Source organism: Variovorax humicola, from assembly GCF_037889915.1.
GTDB lineage: Bacteria > Pseudomonadota > Gammaproteobacteria > Burkholderiales > Burkholderiaceae_C > Variovorax > Variovorax humicola.
Genome location: NZ_JBBKZV010000008.1, coordinates 1 through 21863, shown reverse-complemented (window position 1 = coordinate 21863; position 21863 = coordinate 1). Strand labels below are relative to the sequence as shown.

At 66.4% G+C, this 21863-nt stretch carries 16 protein-coding genes; 13 read left to right on the top strand and 3 right to left on the bottom strand.

What is annotated here, in order from left to right; all coding sequences use genetic code 11:
• Positions 1 to 16: 16 nt before the first annotated feature.
• A complete protein-coding gene (gene argH / locus WKW80_RS15370) occupies positions 17 to 1414 on the bottom strand; it encodes an argininosuccinate lyase (RefSeq protein WP_340364440.1) in 1398 nt (465 codons plus the stop codon).
• Positions 1415 to 1460: 46 nt separating this feature from the next.
• Between argH and WKW80_RS15365 the strand changes: the two genes are divergently transcribed.
• The 5 genes from WKW80_RS15365 (at position 1461) to WKW80_RS15345 (ending at position 6859) form a co-directional block, all read left to right on the top strand.
• Positions 1461 to 2549, top strand: a complete 1089-nt coding sequence (locus WKW80_RS15365; RefSeq protein ID WP_340364439.1) for a sensor histidine kinase — start codon at positions 1461 to 1463, stop codon at positions 2547 to 2549.
• Between the two features lie 14 nt (positions 2550 to 2563).
• Positions 2564 to 3313: a LytR/AlgR family response regulator transcription factor gene (locus WKW80_RS15360; RefSeq protein WP_340364438.1), complete on the top strand. Its 750-nt coding sequence runs from the start codon at positions 2564 to 2566 to the stop codon at positions 3311 to 3313.
• 112 nt (positions 3314 to 3425) lie between these two features.
• Positions 3426 to 4625, top strand: coding sequence for an AI-2E family transporter (locus WKW80_RS15355; protein ID WP_422822911.1), 1200 nt, complete (start codon positions 3426 to 3428; stop codon positions 4623 to 4625).
• Positions 4626 to 4732: 107 nt separating this feature from the next.
• A complete protein-coding gene (locus tag WKW80_RS15350; protein WP_340364436.1) occupies positions 4733 to 5314 on the top strand; it encodes an LbetaH domain-containing protein in 582 nt (193 codons plus the stop codon).
• A gap of 177 nt (positions 5315 to 5491) precedes the next feature.
• The gene (locus WKW80_RS15345; RefSeq protein WP_340364435.1) at positions 5492 to 6859 is read left to right on the top strand and encodes a UDP-glucose dehydrogenase family protein; all 1368 of its coding nucleotides are present in this window, start codon (positions 5492 to 5494) and stop codon (positions 6857 to 6859) included.
• Here the strand turns inward: WKW80_RS15345 and WKW80_RS15340 are convergent.
• Positions 6853 to 8028 carry a patatin-like phospholipase family protein gene (locus tag WKW80_RS15340; RefSeq protein WP_340364434.1) on the bottom strand — a complete coding sequence of 392 codons (1176 nt, stop codon included), beginning with the start codon at positions 8026 to 8028 and terminating at the stop codon, positions 6853 to 6855. The two genes, WKW80_RS15345 and WKW80_RS15340, sit on opposite strands and share 7 nt — an antisense overlap.
• A gap of 83 nt (positions 8029 to 8111) precedes the next feature.
• Here WKW80_RS15340 and apbC point away from each other — a divergent pair, with 83 nt between their 5' ends.
• The 5 genes from apbC to WKW80_RS15315 all read left to right on the top strand — a co-directional run bounded on the left by apbC (position 8112) and on the right by WKW80_RS15315 (position 16637).
• Positions 8112 to 9203, top strand: coding sequence for an iron-sulfur cluster carrier protein ApbC (gene apbC / locus WKW80_RS15335; RefSeq protein ID WP_340364433.1), 1092 nt, complete (start codon positions 8112 to 8114; stop codon positions 9201 to 9203).
• A 341-nt stretch (positions 9204 to 9544) separates the two neighbouring features.
• Complete coding sequence (locus WKW80_RS15330; protein ID WP_340364598.1) at positions 9545 to 11191, top strand: OFA family MFS transporter; 1647 nt, start codon at positions 9545 to 9547, stop codon at positions 11189 to 11191.
• Positions 11192 to 11263: 72 nt separating this feature from the next.
• Complete coding sequence (locus WKW80_RS15325) at positions 11264 to 13096, top strand: NADH-ubiquinone oxidoreductase-F iron-sulfur binding region domain-containing protein (RefSeq protein WP_340364432.1); 1833 nt, start codon at positions 11264 to 11266, stop codon at positions 13094 to 13096.
• Between the two features lie 31 nt (positions 13097 to 13127).
• Positions 13128 to 16025: a formate dehydrogenase subunit alpha gene (gene fdhF, locus WKW80_RS15320; protein WP_340364431.1), complete on the top strand. Its 2898-nt coding sequence runs from the start codon at positions 13128 to 13130 to the stop codon at positions 16023 to 16025.
• Positions 16026 to 16241: 216 nt separating this feature from the next.
• Complete coding sequence (locus tag WKW80_RS15315; protein ID WP_340364430.1) at positions 16242 to 16637, top strand: hypothetical protein; 396 nt, start codon at positions 16242 to 16244, stop codon at positions 16635 to 16637.
• Here WKW80_RS15315 and WKW80_RS15310 read toward each other — a convergent pair.
• Positions 16631 to 17647, bottom strand: a complete 1017-nt coding sequence (locus WKW80_RS15310) for a carbon-nitrogen hydrolase family protein (protein ID WP_340364429.1) — start codon at positions 17645 to 17647, stop codon at positions 16631 to 16633. The genes WKW80_RS15315 and WKW80_RS15310 overlap by 7 nt on opposite strands.
• Before the next feature lie 167 nt (positions 17648 to 17814).
• Here WKW80_RS15310 and WKW80_RS15305 point away from each other — a divergent pair, with 167 nt between their 5' ends.
• From WKW80_RS15305 to WKW80_RS15295, 3 genes are all read left to right on the top strand, one after another.
• The gene (locus WKW80_RS15305; RefSeq protein ID WP_340364428.1) at positions 17815 to 18774 is read left to right on the top strand and encodes an AraC-like ligand-binding domain-containing protein; all 960 of its coding nucleotides are present in this window, start codon (positions 17815 to 17817) and stop codon (positions 18772 to 18774) included.
• An 88-nt stretch (positions 18775 to 18862) separates the two neighbouring features.
• Positions 18863 to 19576, top strand: a complete 714-nt coding sequence (locus WKW80_RS15300; protein ID WP_340364427.1) for a YebC/PmpR family DNA-binding transcriptional regulator — start codon at positions 18863 to 18865, stop codon at positions 19574 to 19576.
• A 222-nt stretch (positions 19577 to 19798) separates the two neighbouring features.
• Complete coding sequence (locus tag WKW80_RS15295) at positions 19799 to 21700, top strand: bifunctional sugar phosphate isomerase/epimerase/4-hydroxyphenylpyruvate dioxygenase family protein (protein ID WP_340364426.1); 1902 nt, start codon at positions 19799 to 19801, stop codon at positions 21698 to 21700.
• Positions 21701 to 21863: the final 163 nt, after the last annotated feature.

The following is a 21863-nucleotide window of genomic DNA, read 5'->3' as shown; positions in this document are numbered from 1 at the left end:
GCCGCGGCGCCGTCCCTCAGTTCAACCGCTTGCGGTGCCGCGCGATCTGCGCGCGCACTTGCGCCGGCGCCGTGCCGCCGAGCGTGTTGCGTGCATTGAGCGAGCCGCGCAGGCCCAGTACCTCGTACACGTCCTTTTCTATCTTCGGGTTGAACTCCTGCAGCACCTTGAGCGGCAGTTCCGACAGGTCGACGTTGTGCGAGATCGCTGCCTTGACCGCGTGCGCCACCGCTTCGTGCGCGTCGCGGAAGGGCAGGCCCTTCTTTACCATGTAGTCGGCCAGGTCGGTGGCCGTGGCATAGCCGCGCAGGGCGGCTTTTTCCATCGCCTCGGGCTTGACCGTGATGCCGCCGACCATCTCGGCAAAGATGCGCAGCGTGTCCTTGAGCGTGTCGACCGTGTCGAACAGCGGCTCCTTGTCTTCCTGGTTGTCCTTGTTGTAGGCCAGCGGCTGGCCCTTCATCAGGGTGATCAGGCCCATCAGGTGGCCGACCACGCGGCCGGTCTTGCCACGCGCCAGTTCGGGCACGTCCGGGTTTTTCTTCTGCGGCATGATCGAACTGCCGGTCGTGAAGCGGTCGGCGATCTGGATGAAGCTGAAGTTCTGGCTCATCCAGAGGATCAGTTCTTCGCTGAACCGGCTGATGTGGACCATGGCCAGCGAGGCGGCCGCGGTGAACTCGATGGCAAAGTCGCGGTCGCTCACCGCGTCGAGGCTGTTCTGGCAGACGCCGTCCATGCCCAGCCTCTTCGCGACCATTTCGCGGTCCAGCGGGTAGCTGGTGCCGGCCAGCGCCGCGGCGCCCAGCGGCAGGCGGTTCAGGCGCTTGCGCACGTCGGCCATGCGCTCGGCATCGCGCGAGAACATTTCCACGTAGGCCAGCATGTGATGCCCGAAGCTCACCGGCTGCGCCACCTGAAGGTGCGTGAAGCCCGGCAGGATCACGTCGACGTTCTTTTCCGCGATGTCGATCAGCGCTTTCTGCAGGTCGCCGAGCAGGTCGGTGATCAGGTCGATTTCGCCGCGCAGCCACAGGCGCACGTCGGTCGCGACCTGGTCGTTGCGACTGCGCCCGGTGTGCAGGCGCTTGCCGGCGTCGCCAACGATCTGGGTCAGGCGGGCCTCGATGTTGAGGTGCACGTCCTCCAGATCGAGTTTCCACTCGAACTTTCCGGCTTCGATCTCTTCACGAATCTGCTTCATCCCGCCTTCGATCGCGGCGTGGTCCTGCGCGCTGATGATCTTCTTTGCCGCGAGCATGTCGGCATGCGCGAGCGAACCCTCGATATCCGACTGCCACAAACGCTTGTCGAACTCCACACTGGATGTGTAGCGTTTGACGAGATCGCTCATCGGCTCGGAGAACAGGGCAGACCAGGCTTCGGATTTCTTGTCGAGTTGGTTTTGGGTCATGGCGGGCGGGTGGAGGCAATAATAGTTGTCACGCCATGTATCAGTGATGCGCAACCTGTCGATTTTATCGGCCGCACCTTCGGCCAGCCCATCGGCGGCCCCATCCAGCGGGTCGCCGGCCAAGAGCCGCGCGCCCGCCCAGCCGCGCGTGGTGCTGTTCGACGCCTGCCAGGTGGGCACGGTCTTTCGCGCGGTGCTGTTCGTGGAGGCGGTGGTCGCGGTCGCTGCGATGTTCGTGGTAGCGAGCCCAGCGGAGTGGCTGGGGCTGGTGGCCACGATTACGGGGGGCGCCTTGCCGGGGACGCTGCTCTGGTTGATCCTGGCCTGCGCCACGAAGAAACTGCTCGCCCGGTTGCCGCGCCTGGCCCAGTACGCCTTCGGCTTGATGCTCGGCGTGGTGTCGGCGTTGTACGGCTGCGGCCTGCTGCGGCTCACCGGCGTGATACCGGCGGCGCCCTGGTTGGCGAGCGGCTTGACCGGCGCGTTGTTGGCGGGCGTCGCGATGACGGTGCTGGTGCTCCGCGCGCGTGGGCGCACCCCTGCGGCCACCACGGCGCGGCTCGAGGAACTGCAGGCACGCATTCGGCCGCACTTTCTGTTCAACACGCTCAACTCCGCCATTGCGCTCGTGCGCGAAGAGCCGGCCAAGGCCGAGACCATGCTGGAAGACTTGGCCGAACTTTTCCGTCGTGCGCTGGCCGATCCGAACGAAGCGGTGACACTGGCCGACGAGATCGCCCTGGCCGAGCGCTACCTTGCCATCGAGCAGGTGCGCTTCGGCGATCGTTTGCGCGTCAGCTGGCAACTCGACCCCGCCGCGAGCGGCGCGAAGCTGCCGCCGCTGCTGCTGCAGCCGCTGGTGGAAAACGCGGTCAAGCATGGCGTCGAGCCCAGCCCCGAAGGCGCCACGCTGCGCATCCGCACCGAGCGGCGTGGCAGCATGGTGGTGATCGAGGTGGTCAACAGCCTGCCGCCGTTGCGCTGGGCCGACGAGCCATTGCCGCGCGGCCACGGCATCGCGTTGGCCAATGTTCGCGATCGGCTGCGCTTGTTGCACGATGTGCAGGCGCAGTTCCGCGCCGGGGTGGACCAGGGGAGCTATCGAGTGCGAATCGACATCCCCGCCAAGTCTTGAAGGATGAATGATTGATGAGCTCCTTGCGTACCCTGATCGTCGATGATGAACCGCTGGCCCGCTCCCGCCTGCGCACCTTGCTGGCGGAATGCCGCGCGCCGGCAGCCGATGTGGTTGGCGAGGCCGCCCAGGCCAAGGAAGCCGAGCAGCGGCTGGACGAGACGCCTACCGACCTGGTGCTGCTCGACATCCACATGCCGGGCATCGGCGGCACCGAGTTTGCGCGGCTGCTGCGCGGCCGTGCCGATGCACCGGCGATCGTCTTCGTGACGGCGCATTCCGGCCATGCCGTCACCGCGTTCGAACTGGACGCGGTCGACTACCTTACCAAGCCCGTGCGCGCCGAGCGCCTGCAGCAGGCGTTGCAGAAAGCCGAGCGCCACCTCAAGGAGAAGCGGGCCGGCATGCCCGACCCGAACGAAGAGGTGTTCCTGATCCAGGACCGCGGCCGGGCCGAGCGGGTGCCGGTCTCGGAGGTGGTGTACCTCAAGTCCGAGTTCAAGTACCTCACCGTGCGCACGCCTGCGCGCACCCACATCTACGACGCCAGCCTGGCCGAGATCGAGGAGCGCTACCCCGACCGTTTCGTGCGCGTTCACCGCAACGCACTGGTCGCGCGCTCGGCCATGCGGGCGCTGGAGAAGTACGACGACGGCGAGGATGTCGACGGCTGGGCGCTCCGCCTGCGAGGCATCGCCGAGCCGGTCGTGGTGTCGCGCCGGCAGCTGCCGGTGGTGCGCGACGCGCTCAAGGACGTGCGATGAGCGCCGCCCGAAGGCGCGCGCACCGCAGTGCGAAGCACGGAGGTTTTCCCATGAATTTCGCCCGGCCGCTCGAAGGCGCTCGCACCGCAGTGCGAAGCACGGAGGTTGTTTCATGAGCGCGCTGCCGGTTCCCGATCCCCCGGCGAAAGTGGAACCCGCCATGGATCCCCTTCCGGCGCCCGAAGTGCCGGCCGAGCCTCGGCAGGAGAGGCTCATGCTGCACATGCCGGTCGATGTGCGCAGCGTGTCGCTGGCCGTGCTGGCCGCACTGGCTACGGTGTTCACCCTGCATTGGGCCGCTGCCGTCTTCATCCCGCTGATGCTGAGCCTGTTGCTCACCTATGCGCTGGCGCCGGTCGTCGAGCGGCTTGCGCGCTGGCACGTGCCGCGCGCATTGGGCGCGGCGCTGGTGCTGCTGGCCATCGGCGGGGCGTTCGGCACCACGGTCTATTCGCTGGCGGACAGCGCAAGCGAATTGCTGGATTCGCTGCCGGTCGCTGCCCAGAAGCTGCGCCAGTCAGTGCGCGCCCACGCGTCGCCCCGGCCCGGCACTCTCGACAGCGTGCAGCAGGCCGCCACGCAACTCGAACAGGCGGCCAGCGAAAACTCGGCCAAGGTCGCGGCCCAGAAAGGCGTGGCGCGAGTCATGGTCGAGAAGCCGGCGATCAACGTGCGCGACTATCTCTGGAGCGGCACGGTCGGCTTGCTGGGTGCGGCCGGGCAACTCACGCTGGTGGCCTTCCTGACGCTGTTCGCGCTGGCATCCGGCGACACCTTCAGGCGCAAGCTGGTGAAGATCACCGGACCCAGCCTGCAGAAGAAAAAGATCACCGTGCAGGTGCTGGACGACATCACCGGCCACATCCAGCGCTACCTGCTTGTGCAGATCCTCACCAGCGGCATCGTCGGCGTGGCGACCTGGCTGTCGTTCTGGGCCCTCGGCATGCAGAACGCGGCCGTGTGGGGCGTCATCGCGGCCGTCACGAACCTTATTCCGTACATCGGCGCGATCATCATGATGGCGCTGTCGGCGCTGGTCGCATTCATGCAGTTCAATACGGTCGACATGGCATTGATCGTGGGCGGCGTGTCGCTGGTGATCCACACGCTGGTCGGGAATCTGCTGACACCCTGGCTGACCAGCCGCAGCAGCAGCATGAATGCCGTGGCGGTGTTCGTCGGCGTGATTTTCTGGGGCTGGCTCTGGGGGGTCTGGGGCTTGCTGCTCGGCATCCCGATCATGATGGTCGTGAAGGCGGTGTGCGACCGGGTCGAAGATCTGCAACCGCTCGGCGAAATACTCGGCGAATAACCGTCGGGCTATGTCCGTTGGCAGGTGGCACTGTGCATGGATTGGGCAAACAATAGGGTCCCCTGTGAACTTTTGCATTCGCTCCGGTTGCCCCGGAATTCCTTCCCGTGACCATTCTTGACGCCCGCGAATCGGGGCTCGCCAACGGCGGCCCGAGCTTTTCCCTCGGCAACAGGTTGCTGCGCGCCGTTTGGATTCCGGTCTGGCGACTGGGTGCGGGCTGGACGCCACGCCAGCTGCACCCGTGGCGCCGCTTCCTGCTGCGTGCCTTCGGGGCCAGGATGGCGCCCGGCAGCGACGTTCGCGCCAGCGCGAAGGTCTGGTATCCGGCCAACCTCGAAATGCATGAAGGCGCGATCATCGGCCCCGGCGTGAACGTCTACTCGATGGGCAAGATCACCGTCGGCCGCAAGGCGCTGGTCTCGCAAGGCGTGCACCTCTGCGCCGGCACCCACGACTTTGACACGCCGCTGTTCCAGCTCGAGGCCAAGCCCATCACCATCGGCGCCCATGCCTGGATCGCGGCGGAGGCGTTCCTGGGCCCCGGTGCGCGCATCGGCGAGGGCGCGGTCGTCGGCGCTCGCGCGGTGGCCTTCGGCGAGCTGGAGCCCTGGACCGTCTATTCGGGCAACCCGGCCCGCGCGATCCGCCAGCGGCGCCGCTTCGCCGACGACGCTTCGAATTCCTGAATCCGGCCCTGTCCGATTCCACGCCGCGCTCAGGCATTGCGTGGTCGGGAAGTCGGGCCCATGACGATGCCGATGTGGCGGCCACGCGATCTTTACGCGCCAGAATCCTTGCGGTGCCGGGCATGTTTGACAATGCGCACGTTGCGCGTGCCGCGCCTCGTCAATTGAATCTGCTCTATGAACATCACCATCAACGGCACCGGCTACGTCGGCCTCGTGACCGGCGTCTGCCTTGCCGACCTCGGCAACCATGTCTTTTGCCTCGACCTCGATCCGGTCAAGATCCAGACGCTCAACAGCGGCGGCATTCCCATCTACGAGCCCGGCCTGGCCGACCTGGTGCATTCGAACGTGGCGGCCAAGCGGCTGATCTTTTCGACCGACGTCGACGCGGCCGTGGCGCATGGCGACGTGCAGTTCATCGCGGTCGGCACGCCGCCTGACGAAGACGGCAGCGCTGATCTGAAATACGTGCTGGCGGCGGCACGCAGCATCGGCCGCAGCATGAACGGCTTCAAGGTCATCGTCGACAAGTCGACCGTGCCCGTGGGCACCGCGGAAAAAGTCAGTGCGGTCATTCGCGACGAATTGACCAGGCGCGGCCTGGGAGACCAGCGCTTTGCGGTGGTCAGCAACCCCGAGTTCCTGAAGGAGGGCGCGGCGGTCGAGGACTTCATGCGGCCCGACCGCATCGTGCTGGGCGTGGACGACAACGACGACGGCCGCGAAGCGCTCGCCGTCATGCGCAAGCTGTATGCGCCGTTCAACCGCAACCATGAGCGCACCCGCGTGATGAACGTGAAGTCGGCCGAGTTCACCAAGTACGCGGCCAACGCGATGCTGGCCACGCGCATCAGCTTCATGAACGAACTGGCCAACCTGGCCGACAAGGTGGGCGCGGACATCGAGATGGTGCGCCAGGGCATCGGCTCCGATCCGCGCATCGGCTACAGCTTCCTGTATGCCGGCACGGGCTATGGCGGCAGCTGCTTTCCGAAAGACGTGCAGGCACTCGTGCGCTCCGCGGGCGAACACGGCCAGCGGCTGCAGGTGCTGGAATCGGTCGAGGCGGTCAACAAGGCGCAGAAGAATGTGATCGTGCGCAAGATCTTCGAGCGCTTCGGCAACGACCTGCGCGGCAAGACCTTCGCGGTGTGGGGGCTGGCCTTCAAGCCCAACACCGACGACATGCGCGAGGCGCCGAGCCGGGTGCTGCTGGGCGCACTGGCGCGGGCCGGTGCCCGCATCGTGGCGCACGACCCGGTCGCGGTGCACGAGACGAAGCGCGTGCTGCCGCTGGACTTTGCCGATGCGCCGGCCTGCATCGAGCAGATCGGGTTCGCGACCGATCCGGTGGCGGCGCTCGAAGGTGCCGATGCGCTGGTCATCATGACCGAGTGGAAGGCCTATCGAAGCCCGAACCTCGAGCGGCTCAAGGCCGTGATGAAGGCGCCGGTCATCTTCGACGGTCGCAATCTCTATGAGCCGGAGACGATGCGCGCGGCCGGCGTGAGCTATTTCGGCGTCGGCCGCAACAGTCATTGAGCCCAGTTGAAGAAGCGCCTTACCTCCTCCTGCTGGCGCATGGTGTCGGCGCGGCCCAGCGCCATCAGCTCGCGCGTGAAGGGTGACTCGAACAGCAGGTAGCTGGCGAGCGCGGCGCCCTTGACGTCACGCGTGCCGCCCGCGCCGAGGCCGCCGAACAATCGGCGCACCGGGCCGGGCAGGGCGTCCGCGTGGCGTGCGGCAATCACGTCGATGCGTTCCGATGGCGATATCACGAGCAGCTCGAGCGGGCGCAGCGTGCTGCCGGCGCGCACCTCGGGCGGTATCAGCGCCAGCGTGGTGTTGATGCGGCGCAAGCGTTCGATGTCCACGCCGAGCGCATCCAGGAAGATGCTCGACATGGCATGGCCGGCGATCTGCGCGAGCGTGGGATAGCCGGTGAGCGCGTTGGGTGCGAGTTGTTCTCTCGGCTCGGTCATTCGGCCGGCGCCGACCACGAGGATGCGCGTGGCGCCCAGGTGAATGGTCGGCGCAATGGGTGCCGACTGCCGCATGGAGCCATCGCCGAAGTATTCGATGTGGTCCGACATCGGCAGCGCCGCCGCCGGGAACACGAACGGGATGGCCGATGACGCCAGCAAGTGGTCGTGCGTGATGCGGCTGCGCACGGCCAGCCGCTGCGATCGCACCCAGGGTTCCATCGGCGTGGCCGATTCGAAGAACGTGACGTGTTCGCCCGAGCTGTAGCTCGATGCGGTCACGGCGAGTGCCTGCAGGTGGCCGGCCTGCATGATGGCCGGCAGCCGGTCCAGCGGCACCATGCGTTTCAGCAGCCCGGCCACGGGCGTGTTGTCGAGCAGCGAGCGCGGCTTGATGCGCAGCACGGTGCTGACGAAACGGCCGAGCCCGAGCACGAGGCGCCATCGCGCGCCGCTGCCCAATAACGCCAGCGTGTCGGCCTTGTAGACCTGTTCGGCCTTGACCTCGCGCCAGACCTCCGCGATGCGGCGCACGGCCGTGTCGAAATCGTCCGCGCCGCAGGCCAGCGCGGCGGCGTTGATGGCGCCGGCCGAGGTGCCGGCGATGATCGGGAAGGGGTTGGGCTGAAGCTGTGCGCCGGCTTCTCTGCGCAGGTCGGCAATGGCTTCCAGCACGCCGACCTGGTAGGCGGCCCGCGCGCCGCCGCCTGTCAGCAGCAAACCCGTCATGGGGGAGGAGACGGGCAATGGTGCGGGCGAATCGGAGGGCATACGGGCCCCACTAGACTACCTGCCATTCAGGAGTTGAAGCAATGGCACTTACGCAAGTGGAACTGACTGCGGCGCTGCAGTCGGTCCGGGACCCCAACACGGGCAAGGATTTCGTCAGCACGCGTGCGCTGAGGAATCTGCAGATCGAGGGCAGCGACGTTTCGTTCGACGTGGAACTGGGCTATCCGGCGCGCAGCCAGCATGCGGCCTTGCGCAAGGCGCTGGTCGATGCGGCGCGCAGCGTGCCGGGCGTGGCCAATGTGTCGGTCAACATTCAGACCCGCGTCATCTCGCATGCGGTCCAGCGCGGCGTGCAACTGCTCCCCGAGGTCAGAAACATCATTGCCGTAGCCTCGGGCAAGGGCGGCGTCGGCAAGAGCACGACCGCGGCCAACCTGGCGCTGGCGCTCGCGGCCGAGGGTGCGAAGGTGGGGCTGCTCGACGCCGACATCTACGGACCGAGCCTGCCGATGATGCTCGGCATCGAAGGCCGCCCTTCCAGCGAAGACGGCAAGACGATGATGCCGATGGAAAACCATGGCGTGCAGGTCATGTCGATCGGATTCCTGGTCGACCAGGACGAGGCCATGATCTGGCGCGGGCCGATGGCCACGCAGGCGCTGGAGCAGTTGCTGCGCCAGACCAACTGGAAAGACCTCGACTACCTCATCGTCGATCTGCCGCCCGGCACCGGCGACATCCAGCTGACGCTGTCGCAGCGCGTGCCGATGACCGGCGCGGTGATCGTCACGACACCCCAGGACATCGCGCTGCTCGACGCGAAGAAGGGCATCAAGATGTTCGAGAAGGTCGGCGTGCCGATCCTCGGCATCGTCGAGAACATGGCGGTGCATGTCTGCTCGAACTGCGGCCACGTGGAACACATCTTCGGCGCGGAAGGGGGCAAGAAGATGGCGGCGCAGTACAACATGGATTACCTCGGCGCGCTGCCGCTGGACATCAACATCCGGCTGCAGGCCGACAGCGGCAAGCCCACGGTGGTCGCCGACCCCGAGGGCCCGGTGGCCGGCATCTACAAGGACATTGCGCGGCGCGTGGCTGTCGGCATCGCCGAGAAGGCCAAGGATTTCTCGGCGAAGTTCCCGACCATCACCATCAGCAAGAACACCTGAGGCGCGCGTCGCGGCACGGCGGTCGATCGCGGCCGTTTGTGTCGCTAGAAATCCACATTCCGATCGGCTTCGCAAACACCGATGCATGCACCGGTTCGCGCACGCTGACGCGCGTGCCATCGCCGTCCCGGACAAGTCCTGGAGCGGGTCTCATGCCTGCAAGACCCTATTGCGCACGCGCGCGTTTATTTATTGAATTGTTCTGTTGATGAGCACTAATTGACGTTTTGTTACAAGAATGCTCTCATCGGCGGGGCCCCCTTGGGCGGCTTGAAGACAAGGAGTATCGATACATGGCAGGTTCTTCCGCAGGCGTTCTCGTTGGAGACCGTAGCAATGGCATGACGGGCGGCGAGCCCGGTCTTCTAGACAAGGCGCGCATCATCGCGGGCCCGGGCTTCAACCGATGGCTTGTCCCGCCGGCGGCGCTTGCGATTCACTTGTGCATCGGCATGGCCTACGGGTTCTCCGTGTTCTGGCTGCCGCTGTCCAAGCAGCTCACGACCTCGGGCGCAGGCGCGGCTTGCCCCAAGGACATGAGCTTTTTCGCGGAGCTGTTTGCTTCAGGCTGCGACTGGCGCATTGCCACGCTGGGCTGGATGTACACGCTGTTCTTCGTGTTCCTCGGCTGCGCCGCCGCCCTGTGGGGTGGCTGGCTCGAGCATGCGGGTCCACGCAAGGCCGGCGTGGTGTCGGCCGTGTGCTGGTGCGGCGGCATGCTGTTCTCGGCGCTGGGCATCTACACGCACGAGTTCTGGATGATGATTGTCGGCTCCGGCGTGATCGGCGGCATCGGGCTGGGCCTGGGCTACATCTCGCCGGTAAGCACGTTGATCAAGTGGTTCCCCGACCGCCGCGGCATGGCGACCGGCATGGCCATCATGGGCTTCGGCGGCGGCGCGATGATCGGCTCGCCGCTGGCGGTGGACCTGATGAAGGCGTTCTCCACCCCGACCGATGTCGGCGTGATGCAGACCTTCGTGGCGATGGCGCTCATCTACTTCGTCTTCATGATGGGCGGTGCATTCGGCTACCGCGTGCCGGCCACCGGCTGGAAGCCCGAGGGCTGGACGCCGCCCGTGGCGCAAAACGCCAACGCCATGATCACGCAACGTCATGTGCACGTGACGAAGGTCTGGGGCATTCCTCAGTTCTGGCTGGTCTGGATGGTGCTGTGCATGAACGTGAGCGCCGGCATCGGCGTGATCGGCATGGCCTCGCCGATGCTGCAGGAGGTGTTCGGCGGCAACCTGATCGGCGTCGCGAAGAAGTTCGGTGAGCTCGACAAGGCGCAACTTGCCGCCATCGCAACGGTGGCGGGCGGATTTGCCGCGTTGCTGTCGCTGTTCAACATCGGTGGCCGGTTCTTCTGGGCCAGCCTGTCCGACAAGCTGGGCCGCAAGCTGACCTACACCGTGTTCTTCATCCTCGGCGGCATTCTGTACGCCAGCATTCCGGGCTCCGCCGCGGCAGGCAGCAAGCTGCTCTTCGTGGGCGCGGTCTGCATCATCCTGTCGATGTACGGCGGCGGCTTCGCGACGGTGCCGGCCTACCTGGCCGACCTGTTCGGCACGCAGATGGTGGGTGCGATTCACGGCCGCCTGCTCACGGCGTGGGCCACGGCCGGCATCCTGGGCCCGGTGGTGGTGAACTACATGCGGGAATACCAGCTCGGACTTGGCATTCCGCGCGAACAGGTCTACAACCAGACCATGTACATCCTGGTCGGCATGCTGGCAGTCGGGCTGATCTGCAACCTGATGCTGCGTCCGGTCGCAGCCAGGCACTTCATGACCGACGAAGAGCTTGCCATCGAAAAGAGGCTCGCCCACGAGCGGGCCGCAGCATCCGAGGTGGGCGCGGCAGCAGGCGGCGCGTCCGGCAGCGTCAGTCCGGTCATCGTGTGGCTGGCCTGGGCGGCTGTTGGCATTCCGCTGGCCTGGGGCGTTTACCGCACGTTGATCAGCGCGGCAAAATTCTTCAGCTGAGCGTCTGACGGATTGAATGATTGAGACAAGCGCTGGCCGCGGTGGCCGGCGCTCAAGGCGAGGCACACTTAATTGCAACATCCAGCCCTCCAGCAAGAACCCAGGGCGATCCCGCTCGGTACGCCCGACGATCTACGCGACCGCATTCGGCGCAAGAGCAAGCTCAAGGGCCGGCAGCCGGAAGCGCAAGCGCTGCAAAGGGTGCGCGAACTCATCGGGCCGCGGCCCGAAGGCGGGCACCGGCGCGATCTGCTGATCGAGTACCTGCACATCCTCAACGATGCCCACCGCGGCCTGCCTGACGGCGAGCTGGTGGCGCTGGCCGCCGAGATGAATATCCCGATGGCCGAGGTGTACGAGGTCGCGACCTTCTATCACCACTTCGAGGTGTTGCGCGGCGACGCGCAGGCCCCGGGCCTGACGGTGCGGGTGTGCGACAGCCTCTCGTGCGAGTTGGCGGGCGCGAGCGACCTGCTGACTCGCTTGCCACGGCTTCTGGGTGCAGCGGGGCATGGGGATGTGCGCGTGGTGCCGGTGCCCTGCATCGGGCGCTGCGAGCAGGCGCCGGCGGCATTGGTGCACCAGTGCGCGGTGCCGTTGGCCACGGCCAGTACGCTGCTGCAGGCGGTGGACCGCATGCTGGGCGGGGCTGCGATGCCCGCCGGGCCGGCGAGCGCGGCCATCCATTTCGAACCGTCGGAACTGGCGCAGCAGAGCGTCTCGCCGGCGCCGGAGGCGATCGACGCGATGCCGGCTTGCACCGACTACGCCACGTACCGCGCGCACGGCGGCTATGCGTTGGCAGCCGCGCTGGCCGGCGGCGCGCAGGACGCCGAGGCGGTCATGAAGGTCATGGAAGATTCCGGCCTGCGCGGCCTGGGTGGCGCGGGTTTTCCGACCGGGCGCAAGTGGCGCATCGTGCGCGACCAACCTGCGCCCAAGCTCATGGTGGTGAACATCGACGAGGGCGAGCCGGGCACCTTCAAGGACCGCACCTATCTCGAGCGCGATCCGCACCGGTTCCTCGAAGGCCTGTTGATCGCCGCGCAGGTGGTCGGCATCGATGCCTGCTACATCTACCTGCGCGACGAATACCACGACTGCCGCCGCCTGCTCGCGTCCGAACTCGCGGCGCTGCAGGCCGATCCGCCGTGTCGCCTGCCGAAGATCGAACTGCGGCGCGGCGCTGGCGCCTACATCTGCGGCGAAGAGTCCGCGATGATCGAAAGCATCGAAGGCAAGCGGGGCGAACCGCGCATGCGTCCGCCCTACATCGCGCAGATCGGCCTGTTCGGCCGGCCCACGCTGGAACACAACTTCGAGACGCTCTACTGGGTGCGCGACATCCTGCAGAAGGGTCCGCAGTGGTTTGCGGGCTTCGGCCGCCATGGCCGCAAGGGGTTGCGCTCCTTCAGCGTGAGCGGGCGCGTGAAGCAGCCCGGCGTCAAGCTCGCGCCAGCCGGCATCACGGTACAGGAACTCATCGACGAATACTGCGGCGGCATGCTGGACGGACACGCCCTCCATGCCTATTTGCCGGGCGGTGCGTCGGGCGGCATCCTGCCCGCACGCATGAACGACATTCCGTTGGACTTCGACACGCTGCAACCGCATGGCTGCTTCATCGGCTCGGCGGGGGTGATGGTGCTGAGCCAGCATGACAGTGCCCGTGATGCGGCGTTGAACGTGATGCGCTTCTTCGAACACGAAAGCTGCGGCCAGTGCACGCCATGCCGCGTCGGCACGGCGAAGGCCGCAGCGCTGATGCAGGCGGCCGTGTGGGACAACGACACGCTGGAAGACCTTGCGCAGGTCATGGGCGATGCGTCGATTTGCGGGCTGGGGCAAGCTGCGCCCAATCCGATTCGCTGTGTGCAGAAATACTTTCCGCAGGAGATCGCATGAACGCCACACGATCGCTCCGGGGATACAGGCCATGAACGCGCCGGCCCATCTGGCGGAGTTGATGCCGCAGACGATCGAGTTCACGCTCGATGGCCGTGCCGTGCAGGCCATCGAGGGCGAGACCATCTTTACCGCCGCGCAACGCGAAGGCGTCGACATTCCGCACCTTTGCTACAAGGAAGGATTGCGCCCGGATGGCAACTGCCGCGCTTGCGTGGTCGAGGTCAAGGGCGAGCGCACGCTGGCGCCGAGCTGCTGCCGTGCCGTGACGCCCGGCATGCAAGTGCAGGCCAACAGCGAGCGAGCCTTGAAGAGCCAGAAGATGGTGGTCGAGATGCTGCTGTCGGACATGCCGGATGCGGGCTACAAATGGAATGACGCGGGTGTGGTCGAGGCGCAAGGCCACGCACCCGTCGGCCAGCATGGCGAACTCAGCGACTGGGCCGCGCGATTGGGCGTCACCGTGCGCCCCCAACTCAAGCAGCTGCGCCGCGAGCAGCCCAGGGCCGATGTCAGCCACCCCGCGATGGCCGTCAACCTCGACGCCTGCATCCAGTGCAACCGCTGCGTGCGCGCCTGCCGCGAGGAGCAGGTCAACGACGTCATCGGCTATGCGATGCGTGGCGAGCACAGCAAGATCGTGTTCGACCTCGACGACCCGATGGGCGACAGTACCTGCGTCGCCTGCGGCGAATGCGTGCAGGCCTGCCCGACCGGCGCACTCATGCCCAAGACGCACATCGGCTCGCAGATCGTCGATCGCAAGGTCGACTCGGTCTGCCCGTTCTGCGGCGTCGGCTGCCTCATCACCTACAACGTCAAGGACGAGGAGATCGTCAGCGTCGAGGGCCGCGACGGCCCGGCCAACCACAGCCGCCTGTGCGTGAAAGGCCGCTTCGGCTTCGACTACGCGCACCATCCGCAGCGCCTGACCAAGCCGTTGATCCGCAAGGCCGGCATGCCGAAGAACCAAGGCGACGCGCCCCGTCCCGACGACTGGCACGACACCTTCCGCGAAGCCACGTGGGACGAGGCGCTGGCCTTCGCCGCCGGCAAGCTGCGAAGCCTGCGCGACACGCATGGCAAGAAGGCACTGGCCGGTTTCGGCTCCGCCAAGGGCAGCAACGAAGAGGCCTACCTGTTCCAGAAGCTGGTGCGCACCGGCTTCGGCAGCAACAACGTCGACCACTGCACGCGGCTGTGCCACGCCTCCAGCGTGGCGGCCTTGCTCGAAGGCGTGGGCTCGGGCGCGGTGAGCAACCAGGTCAATGACGTCGCGAATGCCGAGCTGATCTTCGTCATCGGCTCCAACCCGACCGCGAACCATCCGGTGGCGGCCACGTGGATGAAGAACGCGGCCAAGCGCGGCGCGAAGATCGTGCTGGCCGACCCCCGCATCACCGACCTCGGCAGGCATGCCTGGCGCACGTTGCAGTTCAAGGCCGACACCGACGTGGCCATGCTCAACGCGCTGATCCACGCGGTGATCGACGAAGGCCTGGTCGACGAGGCCTTCGTGCGCGACCGCGCGAGCAACTTCGAGGCCCTGCGCGACAACGTGAAAGGCTACAGCCCCGAGGCGATGGCGCCGATCTGCGGCATTCCTGCCGAGACGCTGCGCGAAGTGGCGCGCGCCTTCGCCACCGCGAAGGGCGCGATGGTGCTGTGGGGCATGGGCATCAGCCAGCATATCCACGGCACCGACAACGCGCGCTGCCTGATCGCGCTGGTGACCGTCACCGGCCAGATCGGCAAGCCGGGCTCGGGCCTGCATCCGCTGCGCGGCCAGAACAACGTGCAGGGCGCGAGCGATGCGGGCCTCATTCCGATGATGTTCCCCAACTACCAGCGCGTCGACAACGCCGGCGCGCATGCGTGGTTCGAGAATTTCTGGGACACCCAGCTCGACGTGGAGCCCGGCTACACGGTGGTCGAGATCATGCACAAGGCGCTCGCGCCCGACAGCGATCCGCACAAGATCCGCGGCATGTACATCATGGGCGAGAACCCCGCGATGAGCGACCCCGACCTGAACCACGCGCGCCACGCGCTGGCCAGCCTGGAACACCTGGTGGTGCAGGACATCTTCATGACCGAGACGGCATGGCTCGCCGACGTGGTGCTGCCGGCGAGCGCATGGCCCGAGAAGACCGGCACCGTGAGCAACACCGACCGCATGGTGCAGCTCGGCAGGCGCGCGCTCGACCCGCCGGGCCAGGCCAAGGCAGACCTCTGGATCATCCAGGAGATCGCCCATCGCATGGGCCTGCACTGGAACTACGAAGGCGTCGAGTCAGGCGTTGCCGCGGTCTACGACGAAATGCGCCAGGCCATGCATGCGGCGATCGAGGGCATCACCTGGGAGCGGCTGCAACGCGAATCGAGCGTGACCTATCCCTGCCTGAGCGAGGACGATCCAGGGCAGCCGACGGTGTTCATCGAGAATTTCCCGACGGAGACCGGGCGCGTCAAGCTGGTGCCGGCCGACATCATTCCGGCCGACGAGCGGCCTGACGCCGACTACCCCTTCGTTCTCATCACCGGCCGCCAGCTCGAGCATTGGCACACCGGCAGCATGACGCGCCGCGCCACCGTGCTGGACGCGCTCGAGCCGATGGCCACGGCCTCGATGTGCCAGGCCGACCTGTCCCGGCTCGGCCTCGAAGCCGGCGACGTGATCACCATCGCTTCGCGCCGCGGCGAGGTGGCCATCCACCTGCGCCGTGACGACGGCACGCCGCCGGGCGCGGTGTTCGTCCCGTTTGCCTACTACGAGGCTGCGGCAAACCTGATGACCAACGCCGCGCTCGATCCCCTCGGCAAGATTCCGGAATTCAAGTACTGCGCAGTGCGCATTCAGCGCGGCGGAACGCTGATGGCGGCGGCCGGATACGGCACCGGAACCGGGAGGGCCAGGCTTGCGCAATGATCCGGCACGGGCAAGAAGGCGCGACCCGAGCGGACAGACTGGCAACGGCGGCCTGAATTGCGGATGGATTGCGCAAGCGTTCGCGGCTGTAACGAATGGTTGCCAATCTCCCGCGTGGTTCAGGCTCGCCGAAGTGGAGGGCGCGTCAAACTGGCAGTCCCGTTGTCGGGCCATGCGCAGCGTGGCCTAGTGGCCCTATTTTTCAAGGAGTTCGAGATGAGAATGCTTGTTTTGTCAGTTGCAATCGCCATCGGTCAATTGGCGGCCTTGGGCGCCTACGCGCAGACCACCGACGACAAGGCCGCCGCCAAGGCCGAGCGCAGGAAGGAAGGCGCGGAGGCGGCGAAGAACCCGCTGCCGCCGGAGGGCATCAACCCCATCCCCGCCGCGAAGCCGAAGGTTTCATCGGGCGAAAAGGCCGCCGGCAAGGCCGAGCGCAGGGTCGAAGGCGCCGAGGCGTCGAAAAACCCGCTGCCCGCGGAAGGCGTCGATCCCATTCCGGAGGCCAAGCCGAAGGTCTCGTCGGCCGACAAGGCCGCAGCGCGCAAGGCGCGCAGGGCCGCGACCGCCAAGGCCAACAAGGCGGGCCAGATCCCGGTCCAGAACTACTGAACCGCTTCGGGGTGAATTGCCTCGAAGCCACCTGGATCAGGCTCGGCAGCGCGCTGGAACACCACCGGCTCCCGGCGTGACTTGTTCAGCAGCAGGCGCGTGACGTCCGGCCGCGAATAGTGGCCGCTCGGATCGCCTGCCGCCTTGGCCAGCGAAATCATGCCGAGGTCGATGTCGGCGATGACCAGGCCTTCCTGGTCTTCCGGCAGGTTGGTGCCGAGCGGTGAGCCGTCCGGCCCGTAGATGCGTGCAAAGCCGCCGCCCCTGAGCAGCATCTGCTGCTTGCCGGGGTCGGTGCAGAGCAACTCGCTCATCGCCGGGGAGACCGTTGCGCACGGCGCAATCACGAAGCATTGGCCCTCGGCGGCGTAGATCTGGCTGGCGGCATTGTTGACCTCGGCGCCGAGCGCATAGGCGCCGCCGCGGTACAGCGAGAAGCTGGGCCAGGCGGCACAGTGGATCTGCTCGTTCTGCGCGTACATCGCGTATTTGCTCAGCGGCTGCAGGTGCTCCCAGCAGCACAGCGAGCCGATGTTGCCGATCGGCGTTTCGCACACCGTCAGGTCGGAGCCGTCGCCTTCGCCGAACACGGTGCGCTCCACATGCGTGGGCTTGAGTTTGCGCCGCGTCTGCACGACGTCGCCCTGGTCGTCGATGAGCGCTTGCGCGATGTAGAGGCTGCCGCCGGCCTTCTCGCTGAAGCCGGTCGAGAGCCAGATCTTGTGCCGGCGCGCGGCATCGCGCAGGCGATCGAATTCGGGCGAGCCGAGGACGAGCGAGTTGTCGTTGTATCGCTGCACGAACTGCATGCCCCAGGCCGGCGAATCGAGCCAGATCCACCACGGATAGCCGGGGATCCAGGTCTCCGGAAAGGCGATGAGCTTGACGCCTTGCGCTGCCGCCTGGCCCATCAGGTCGATGGTCCTGGCGATGGTGCCGTCGATGTCCAGGAACACGGGCGATGCCTGCACGGCGGCAACGCGAAGCTTGGGATGGGTCTTGCTGGGCATATCGGGATCTCCAGAGTTGGTGGAAGGGCGCCGCGGCGGCGGCGCTGCGGGTTAGCGCCGTGGCATGCGCGTTGCCTGAAGCGTAAGTTGGCGGCCCGGAATCGCCTTGTCCCAGACTCTCGGCGTTCTTGTCCCGGCGTGCCGCATCGAAGCATCGGAGTCGTTCCATGAACCACTTGCTCAGCACCGACATGGTCCCGCGTTCGCAGCGGCTTGCCTACTGGACCGACATGATCTGCAATGTCTACGTGCAACTGGGCTGCGACCCGGTACGGCAACAGGAGCGGGGGGCCTTCGACGGCCGCATCGTGCAGCACGACTTGCCGGGGCTGAACGTGTCGGTCGTCAGCTCCGGAGCGCAGCACGTGATGCGTACGCCTTCGCACATAGCGCGCTCGTCGGACGACTATTTCCTCGCCGCTTTCCAGGCGCGCGGCACCGGCGTCGTGCGGCAGGACGGGCGCGATGCGCTGCTTCAAGTCGGCGACTTCGCCATCTACGACACCACGCGTCCGTACGAACTGGTCTTCGATGGCGATTTCGAGCAGATCGTGCTCAAGGTGCCGGGCCAGCAACTGCGCAGCGCCTTGCGCGACACCGAGAAACTCACTGCCACGACCGTGTCCGGCCGCGAAGGGGCGGGCCATTTGATGATGGGCATGATCCGCACGCTGCGCGAGGACATCGACACGCTGCAGCCTGCGTCGGCCTGTGCAGTGGCCAACGGCGTGCAGAGCATCCTGGTGGCCGGTCTGCAGACGCTACCGGCAGCGCGCACGCGGGGCCTGAGCCAGCTCACCGCCTATCAACTGGCGCGCGCCAAGCGACTCATCGACGATCTGTTGGCCGACCCGTCCCTATCGATCGGCAGCCTGGCGAGCGCGCTCGGCATGTCGGTCGGCCATGTCCACCGGCTCTTTCGCAACGAGCCGATGACGGCGGCCCAGTACATCTGGGAGCGCCGGCTGGATGCCTGCAGCCGCGACTTGCTGGAGCCACGCCTGGCGGGGCGGGCGGTGGCGGAGATCGCCTACGACCGCGGGTTCAGCGATGCAGCGCATTTCAGTCGGGCGTTTCGCGAGCGCTTCGGCTGCTCGCCGAGGGAATGGCGGCGGCGATGCATGTGAGAACTGGGAGTTGATCTACGGGTTGTCACGCGTGGGCGAGCGCTAGGACTGGTGTCATCGTGTGTTCCCCTTCAAGGAGCAACCCAACATGGGCGCACAGTGGAAAGCAAAGGGCAAGGAAATTGCCGCCAATGCCAAGGGACGGCTGTTCAGCCGCCTGGCCAAGGACATCATGGTCGCCGCGCGCGCGGGCGCGGACCCTGCGGGAAATTCTCGTTTGCGGCTGGTGCTGGAGCAGGCTCGGAAGGTGTCGATGCCCAAGGACACCATCGATCGGGCCATCAAGAAGGGCTCGGGCACCGGTGCCGACTCGGTGCACTTCGAGCATGTGATCTACGAAGGCTTTGCGCCGCACCGCGTGCCGGTGATGGTCGAATGCCTGACCGACAACGTGAACCGCACCGCGCCCGAGATGCGGGTGCTGTTTCGCAAGGGCCAACTCGGGTCGTCGGGTTCCGTGGCCTGGGATTTCGATCATGTCGGCATGATCGAGGCCGAGCCCGCCCAGCCCGGCGCGGACCCCGAGGTGGCCGCCATCGAGGCGGGCGCGCAGGACTTCGAGCCGGCCGGCGACCCCGGCGTCACGCTGTTCATCACCGAGCACGCCGACCTCGACATCGTGAGCCGCGCACTGCCTGGCCAGGGTTTCACCGTTCTCACTGCCAAGCTGGGCTACAAGCCGAAGAATCCGATCGATCCGGCCAGCCTCAGTGCCGAGCACCTGGAAGAAGTCGAAACTTTCCTGGCCGCGATCGATGCGAACGACGACGTGCAAGACGTGTTCGTGGGACTGGGATCCTAGAGGTGCTTCGGTAGGGGCTAACCCCCGTTTGGCGCGAATAATGATCGAAAGCGATCGATGATCGATCAGTGAGGGGTTCAGAGAGATTGTGAGCAAACCTGACTGGTTTCACAGTCGCTCCCATGAACACACAAGAGACAAATCGCCTGGCACCCGTCACGGTGGCAGCCAGTGCGCTCGACCGCGGCTTCGTCATTGCATTCGCTGGACGCGGGTACTGATATGCGCAGATCCGTCGCCACCGTATCCCTCAGCGGCACGCTGCGCCAGAAGCTCGAAGCCATCGCGGCAGCGGGCTTCGACGGCATCGAGTTGTTCGAGAACGACTTCATCAACTTCAACGGCACCGCAGCCGACCTGCGCAAGATCACCGAAGACCTGGGCCTGGGCATCGACCTGTACCAGCCCTTCCGCGACTTCGAGGGCATGCCCCCGGCGCAGCACCAGCGCAACCTGGAACGCGCCGAGCGCAAGTTCGACGTGATGCAGGCGATGGGCGCGGAACTGGTGCTGTGCTGCTCCAACACCTCGCCTCTGGTCATCAACGATCCGGCGCTGGCCGCCGAACAACTGCACGAGCTGGCTGAGCGCGCGAAGCAGCGCAACCTGCGCATCGGCTTCGAGGCGCTGGCGTGGGGCAAGGCCACCTCGCTCTACGGCCAGGCCTGGGACATCGTGCGCCAGGCCAATCATCCGAACCTCGGCCTGATCCTGGACAGCTTCCACACCTATTCGCTGAAGGACGATCCGGCCGGCATCGTCGACATTCCCGGCGACAAGATCTTCTTCCTGCAGATGGCCGACGCGCCGCTGATGGCGATGGACGTGCTGCAGTGGGCGCGCCATCACCGCTCCTTCCCGGGACAGGGTGAGTTCGACATGGTCACTTTCCTCGAGAAGACCCTGCGGGCCGGCTACACCGGGCCGCTGTCGCTGGAGATCTTCAACGACGTGTTCCGCGAAACACCGACCAAGCGCACCGCGGTCGATGCGATGCGTTCGTTGCTGTACCTTGAAAGCCAGACGCGCGACCGGCTCGCGAAGGCATCGAAGGCCGACGAGAAGGCGCAACGTGCACTGGCCCGCGTCGAGCTGTTCAACCCGCCGGCGGCGCCGCAGCTCTCGGGCTATTCGTTCCTCGAATTCGCCGCCGACGAAGCCTCGGCCGTGTCGCTGGGCACGATGCTGGAGCAGTTGGGCTTTCGTCGCGTAGGACGCCATCGCTCGAAGGCCGTGGTGCTCTATCGGCAGGGCGACATCTACATGATCGTCAATGCGCAGCCCGCATCGTTTGCGCGCGGCCGGTTCGACCTGCATGGCACGTCGGTCTGTGCGCTCGGCCTGCGCACGGCCGACCCGTCGGCGGCCGTGGAGCGCGCCACCGCGATGCTCTCGCAGCGCCATGACAGCCCGGTCGGGCCGAACGAGTTGCATGTGCCCGCGATGATCGCACCGGGCGGCAACCTGGTTCACTTCGTGTCGTCGGCGCTCGGCAATACCGGCTTGTACGAAGCCGACTTCATCCTCGATGACACCTCCAGCGTGCCCGGCGCCGGCCTCAAGCGCATCGACCATGTGGCGCTGGGCCTGCAACTCGACCAGCTCGACACCTGGGTGCTGTTCTCGCGCGCAGTGCTCGGCCTGGAAACCGGCGAGAGCCTGGAGCTGGCCGACCCCTTCGGCCTCATCCGCAGCCGCGGCGTGGCCAATGCGGACCGCAGCGTGCGCCTGGTTCTCAACGTGTCGATGAGCCAGCGCACCCGCACCGCGCAGACGGTGAGCCGCACCGGCGGCGGCGCGGTGCATCACATCGCGCTCGATTGCGATGACATCTTCGACACGGTGGCGAGACTGCGCGCCAACGGCCTGCGCTTCGTGCCGATCTCCGACAACTACTACGACGACTTGCCCACGCGCATGGACATCGACGGCACGCTGCTCGCGAGCATGCGCCAGGCCGGCGTGCTGTACGACCGCTCGGCCACGGGCAGCTATTTGCACATCTACACAGAGAGCTTCGAGAACGGGCTGTTCTTCGAGGTGGTGCAGCGCATCGATGGCTACGACGCCTACGGCGCGAGCAACGCGCCTGCACGCATGGCGTCACAAGCCCAGCAGCAATAACCCACCCCCCGTTATCAACCAGGAGACAACCAATGACGACCCCGGACAATACGCCTCACGCCAGGCACCAGACCAAGAAGGCCACCGCCAGCGGGTGGATCGGCTCGGCGCTGGAGTACTACGACTTCTTCATCTACGCGACCGCCGCGTCGCTGATCTTCCC